General features: G+C 55.1%; 4 protein-coding genes and 2 pseudogenes. 3 read left to right on the top strand and 3 right to left on the bottom strand.

Features of this window, described 5'->3' with window-relative positions; all coding sequences use genetic code 11:
• Positions 1–581: 581 nt before the first annotated feature.
• Positions 582–1568, bottom strand: a complete 987-nt coding sequence (locus tag ACXJ5O_RS16095) for a chromate resistance protein ChrB domain-containing protein (RefSeq protein WP_457300768.1) — start codon at positions 1566–1568, stop codon at positions 582–584.
• A 329-nt stretch (positions 1569–1897) separates the two neighbouring features.
• Between ACXJ5O_RS16095 and ACXJ5O_RS16090 the strand changes: the two genes are divergently transcribed.
• The 3 genes and pseudogenes from ACXJ5O_RS16090 to ACXJ5O_RS16080 all read left to right on the top strand — a co-directional run bounded on the left by ACXJ5O_RS16090 (position 1898) and on the right by ACXJ5O_RS16080 (position 4513).
• A complete protein-coding gene (locus ACXJ5O_RS16090) occupies positions 1898–3412 on the top strand; it encodes a sensor histidine kinase (RefSeq protein WP_457300767.1) in 1515 nt (504 codons plus the stop codon).
• Positions 3412–4037 (top strand): annotated as a pseudogene (locus tag ACXJ5O_RS16085) (response regulator transcription factor). Before ACXJ5O_RS16090 ends, ACXJ5O_RS16085 begins: the two are co-directional and overlap by 1 nt.
• Before the next feature lie 107 nt (positions 4038–4144).
• Positions 4145–4513: a response regulator transcription factor gene (locus ACXJ5O_RS16080; protein WP_457300766.1), complete on the top strand. Its 369-nt coding sequence runs from the start codon at positions 4145–4147 to the stop codon at positions 4511–4513.
• A gap of 102 nt (positions 4514–4615) precedes the next feature.
• On the opposite strand, the pseudogene ACXJ5O_RS16075 reads toward ACXJ5O_RS16080, so the two are convergent.
• Together ACXJ5O_RS16075 and ACXJ5O_RS16070 are read right to left on the bottom strand one after the other, a co-directional pair.
• Positions 4616–4960: pseudogene (locus ACXJ5O_RS16075) on the bottom strand (DUF3455 domain-containing protein); the annotation flags it as partial.
• A 613-nt stretch (positions 4961–5573) separates the two neighbouring features.
• On the bottom strand, positions 5574–6218 hold a 645-nt coding region (locus ACXJ5O_RS16070), incomplete at its 5' end, for a 2-dehydropantoate 2-reductase (protein ID WP_457300765.1).

Raw genomic sequence — 6218 nt, 5'->3', positions numbered from 1 at the left:
CGCATTGAGTTCTCCGACTTTTTCCAGGTCACCCATTGTGCCATTCGATGACGACGACCGGAGCTGAGAGCCTTTACCTTTCAGACGTGTATCTCGACCTATAGCTTTGCGGTAGGCCAGATGAGAGTCAGCTATTGGCGCAAAGCGGACCTTCACAGTCTATTCGAGGAGGTCTTCATTCCGAAAATCGGGTATTTCTCAATTGGGTTAAAAATGCACAAGAGAACGCGTGGATGGCGCTCTCTCGTCGCTTGGCATAACCAGATTCGTATTCGTTCAATGCAATCTAATATCGGTATTGCCCGGGGTGGCTGTTGCTTGGCCCACTGAATTTTTCGTCCATCTGCGCCCCTCACGTGAACGACTGACTGCGTGGGCCTACAGTCTACCGGGGAAGATTAGTGCGGTTGGAGTTGCGGGGGCGCTGCCAGCAAAATTCTGGTGGGTGCCGCCAATAAACTGCCCCGAAGGCATGCCTCCCATACCGCCGCCAATTGACTGGCCCGAGTGAAAGCCGCCCATGCCGCCGCCCTGACATTGCCGAAGACGTGGTAGTACCCTGGAGATTGCCATTCTTGATCTTATCGTCCGTTTTGCTTGCGAAAATACTGATAGAGATTGTCGAAGAGGGGAGTTCCCTGCTCTATCCGTTGCGGGTCATCCTCGTTCGTCATCGCGATCCCGGCGATCAGACTGGCGATGCCCGGCGCTTCCTCGCGGCCGAACTTGCCGTCCTTGAGATCGATATCGTGGACGATCTCGGCAATAGCCTGCAGCGCTGTATCCGTTATTCCAGCGCGGGACAGCATCACCTCGAAGCTGCAGCGGTCGCCCTCATGGGTGATCTCGCCTTCGAACATGTCAAAGCGCAGTTCCCCTGGTTTCGGTGCGTATCCCTTGCCCGCCACGAAGCGGATGTTTGCGTCGGGATCGATGAAGCGGCGGATCAGCCAGCTGCAGGCAATACGATCCACGTGCACGCCCCGGCGCGTCACCCAGGTCTTGCCCTTGAGTTCCGTGATCGGATCGGCAGGCTTTGATGGGTTCTTGGCCATCCCGTTATCCTCCGTGACCCGAGCTTCGAGCTCGGAAAGTGATCCCTCCACAGCAAGGCGACCCGTGGCGTCGAAGAAGTCGATGCTCACGAGTTCGGCGAGCCGTTTGCGGATTCGGCCGAGTTGTGTGCGGACCTCCGCAAGCCTTTCGGTGGTTGCATCGGTATCCAGCCTTGCAATCGTGTCGCGCGCTTCCTTGGCGATCTCCGCGTAGTCAGCGTCACGCGCCGAATCGAACAGGGCACGCACCTGTGTATCAGAAAGGCCATCGACAAGACGCGCCTCGCACACCAGCGCCTCGCCGCCGCCGTCGACGATCTCCTTCAGGAGCCATTCGAAATCTTCCTGAGTCTCCGCGTTAGCGGGGAGCGCATAGACGGTACTCTTGACCGCGACCGCACCGATACCTTGCAGTCGCCGCCAGATTTTCACCCGGAAGTAGGCTGGCTTCGTCGGCAGCTGATGGATCAGGAGCAACCAGCGCTGCGCCGTCTCAATGTCCCCTTCTCTCATAGGCGCACCGTACCACCGAAACCGTAAAATGAAACACTTGTATCACATTTTATTAGGTCGTAAGTAGGTTCGTCACCAAGGCTGCAACGGTCATGCAGAATAGGATGATCAAGTATTGAACTGACCTTCATGGCTGCCAATCTTTCGCAACTCGCGTTATGGTGGTAACGACGCAACGCTGGATGATCCATCATACAGATGTGCGGGCGACAATGCGTTGGTTTGTCAGGGTCATACTTTGGTTTGTGACCGCTGGCATTCGGGGCTGCAAATGCAATGCCCTTCCAGCGGCAGCGAACATCCAAGCTGTGTAATTTACAAGGAATCGCATGTCTAGATTTTCACCTCTCGCTGCAGCACTCATCGCCTCAGCGGTTTTCCTGTTGGACACTTTCACGACATTGGACATTGCCATCGCCGTGCTCTACGTCTCCGTGGTGTTGTTGGCCCTTAATTTTGCGGGCCAGATTGGCATAGTACTGATCGGCGCGGCCTGCATGGGACTTACCCTGCTGAGCTTTTTGATATCGCACGGGGACAATCTTACTGAATTCGAGGACTACGTTGGACGTTGCTTGGTCAGCCTTGCTGCTATTGCTATCACAACACTCCTCGGTTTCCGCTTGAAAACCTCAATGAATGTCCTGGCCGAAAGTGAACTGCGTTACCGTACCATTTTTCTGGCGACGGGTGTGGGCATACTCCAGATGGATTTCAGAGGTTTTAAAGACGCCATTGAAAAGCTGAAGAGCGGCGGCGCACGGGACATCGATCAAGCGCAGGAACTTGATCCTGGATTTGTACACAATATTCCGAAAACCGTACGGCTGATCAACGCGAACGARACRGCTCTGAAGATGTTCAATGTCGGAGACATCCATGCGCTGGAGAGGATGCTGCCGACTATTATCACCGCGGATATGGACAAGTCATGGAAGTTCCTCGCAGCRATATGGGCCGGGMAGACCAGCTATGAAGCTGAAACGGTGATMAAYGATGCAGAGGGCACACAACTCACTGTTCTCTACAACGTTGCMTTTCCAGCGGATCGTCCGGCTCTCGACATGGTCCTTGTCAGCATCATGGATGTAACCGCGAGGAGAGAAACCGAAAACCAGCTTCATTCCGCCCGAATGGAACTGACGCATGTTTCCCGGGTCGCAACGCTTGGCGAATTGACAGTGTCGATCGCCCATGAACTCAATCAACCGTTGGCTGCCATGATTGCCAATGGGGCGGCAGGCTTACGTTGGCTGAAACGTGCCGAGCCGGATCTGGCGAAAGTTCAATCTTCGATGGAGAGCATGGTAGCCGATGCCAAACGCGCCAGCGAGATCATCAAGAACTTGCGCGCATTGTCGAAGAAATCGTCCCCCGTCGCATCACACTTCAATCTGAACGAGGTTCTGGAAGAGACGGTTGCGCTGGTCCAAAGGGAAATTGATATCAATCGGGTAAGCCTGCAATTCGCTTTGGCTGCCGATCTTCCGCAGGTCTGTGGTGACAGGGTACAACTGCAGCAAGTAATCCTGAACCTGGTATTGAACGCTATTCAGGCGATGTCACAGGCATCGGCAAATATTCGGAAACTGCTGATAGAGTCGATTTCTGATGAACGCGCGGCCCTCGTGAAGATTCACGATAGCGGGCCGGGGCTTACACCTGAAACCCGGGAAAAGCTGTTCAGCCCCTTCTACACGACCAAGCCGGACGGCATGGGAATGGGCTTGTCAATTTGCCGCTCCATCGTGACTGCCCATGGAGGGAGCATTACCGCGAATTCCCTGCAGGGCGCGGGAACAACATTCGAATTCACCATTCCCAGGGAAACGGAGGCCTGTTGATGGTAAAGCCAACATCCCCACTTGTCTTTGTGGTCGACGACGACGTGCACTTGCGGGAAGCGTTGCGCAATCTGTTTGAATCGGTCGGAATGCATGTCGAGCTGTTCGGTTCAACATCGGAACTCCTGCTTCGTCTTGCAAAGGGCACGCCGGAGTGCTGCCCTGTCCTGGATATCCGGCTTCCGGGTGTCAGTGGCCTCGACTTTCAGAACCAGTTGGCGAAGATTGGCAACAACATTCCGATCGTCTTCATGACGGGCCACGGCGATGTTCCGATGTCGGTGCGGGCGAGGCGGGGGCGATCGATTTCCTCACTAAGCCGTTCCGCGACCAGGACATGCTCGATGCAGTTTCCAATGCGTTGGCGCTGGACCGGAGCCGCCGAGCTGCCGATGATGAAATATGCGAGCTTATGACGCGGTATGAGGAACTGACAATTCGTGAACGCCAGGTATTGGCCTTGGTGACGACAGGCCTCATGAACAAACAGATTGCCGGCGAACTGGGCGTCAGTGAAATAACGGTAAAAATCCATCGCGGCCATGTGATGGAGAAGATGGGAGTGCGGACGCTTGCCGAGCTTGTCAAGAGATACGAGACGATCCTGCCTCACCTGAAAACGTAATAGCCGAATGTAAACCATTTAAACTTGAGTATGATTGAATTTCGTCGGGCTTGGGCGCATTTGTGAGGAGTGTTGTTAGAGCGCGTTGAGTACGAAAAAGGCTTTCCTTGTCCAACCTGAAATCCATAGCTGTCGTCGAGGACGACGCATCCCTGCTCGCTGCCTTGGAGAATCTGATCGGCTCCCATGGGCTCGAGGTCCACGGTTTTGCAAACGCTGAGGCTTTCCTGGCTCAACGAGACTTCATCGAAATTGACTGCCTGATAACGGATGTGCAGATGGAGGGGATGGGCGGCGTAGAGCTGTTCGATACGCTGCGCAGGATTGGCGACACCACGCCCGTCATATTCATTACGGCATTCGAGGATGACCGCATACACAGGCAGGTCATGGCAGCTGGGGCTACTGCCTATTCTAAAAAACCTTTTGATTGCGAAGAAGTGATCGATCGCATCGAACATTGCCTGGCCCAGTGAACTTTGTCGAAGGCTCATTGAGCACCGTTGGAGATCTCCCCGATACACCAGCGGCGTCGCCGCACTGGACGCAATCCGCTAAGCCGATATCAGAGAGGATAATCACTTATAGAAGATGTAGTCGGCCGTGTAATCGGCACGCAGCTCTGATCCGACAGTCGGACACCCACCGGTCGGTCTAGCTCCGCCGACGGTGTTCACCCGTTGGACAAAACGTACCCCGCCAAGTATCCCCGATGAGGAAGAATCCCCCGACAGTAACAGCCAGGGAACCGCGCCCGGCTTCGGTGCGGGCTCGGTTACCAAGGCCTTGCCGACGACCTTGGAGCCGTCGTCCGCTTCCCATGTCGGACCGCCATAGTGCTTGGCGAACGGCCTGCCCCGTGCGTCGGTAAGCTCGGCCTCGGGGGCTTTGAAATCCCATTCGTTTGTGATCCCTTTTACACGACAGACGTATCTGAACGCCCTTCGCGGCGTACCTTCCTAGCAGCGTGGCACCTTGCGGAGGCGCAAGCTGTGCAGGAATGTCCTGAGCGACCGCGGAAACCGAAAAAACCGCAAGAGCAGCGAGAGTAAATAGCGAGCGAGTGAACATCGAGGGATTCCAATCCGGTGAACGACAATACGAAACCTCTGTCAAACCTTGCATCTCATCAGTCCCTTTGATGGGAGACCTTGCACTTGGCCGCGGTGAATTTTGTGCCCGTGGGGAGAAGCCGATGATCCGGAGATCAGAGCACCGGATGTCAGAACCGAGTTGAACGCGGCTGCAAGCATTCTGCTTCATTCTACCCTTCCTGGTGTTTCTCGCCCTCGACAACAAAAGACCGCCCAGAGGACGACCCAGGCGGTCTTTTGCGGACACAACGGAGGAATGTCCGTGCTTCAGCCGGGGGAAACTGAAGCGTGGTAGCCGGGGGAACTACCAAGCCTATCGGTGTTCGACAGGCACAACAAAAGGGTTACAAACAATCTGCCCGAGGCGTAAGTATACATAGGTATCGGTTGCCTAAACGTGTCAGTAACTGGCATCCGCTCCCGACCTTGCCCCGCATAATTTTTATGCGGCCCTGTCGAAAAGCCCCAGCTTTCGAGCGCGCAATCGCGCCAAGCCCAACACACTGTCGATAAACGGCGTCGGCACGTCGACGATCTTTCCTATATCATGTGCTACCGTTAACAAGGCATCCAATTCAACGGGCTTTCCAGCTTCTGTGTCTTGCAGCATCGATGTTTTAAACGCGCCCAAGGACTTGGCTCGTCCGATCATGTCCGTTGTCGACACAGTCATCGGAATATTGATGGCCTCGCCTATCGCCGCAGCTTCCTGCATCATGTGGACGCAGAGTTCGTAGACCAGAGGATCATTGATGATGATGTCGCTTGTCTCGCCCGTAAGCAGGCTGATCGGATTGATGCTGAGGTTACCCCACAACTTGTGCCAGATATCATTGCGTATGGCCGCGGTGAGGTGACATGAAAACCCTGCCGCGTTGAGCAGGTCCTTGATTTCGTCCAGCCCGTCAACCTGGCTGTTGTCCGCGTAGCCGATAATCAGCTTGTTTCCACCATTGTGCCGGACTTTTCCGGGCGCATCGACAGAGCAAGCCATGTAGACGACGCAGCCGACCGTCTGGGCCAAGGGTATAGCCTTTTCGACAATCCCATGTGGATCCACAGCAGCCAGCCGTGTGTTGCTGAGTAC

It is taken from the genome of Phyllobacterium sp. P5_D12 (assembly GCF_054049495.1).
Note: the sequence above shows the minus strand (reverse complement) of the source record. Positions and strands in the feature narration are given on the sequence as shown.

What these genes read in the sequence shown, in the direction of transcription:
- ACXJ5O_RS16095 (WP_457300768.1), bottom strand. Translation starts at nt 1,568, where the DNA reads ATGAGAGAAGGGGACATTGAGACGGCGCAGCGCTGGTTGCTCCTGATC.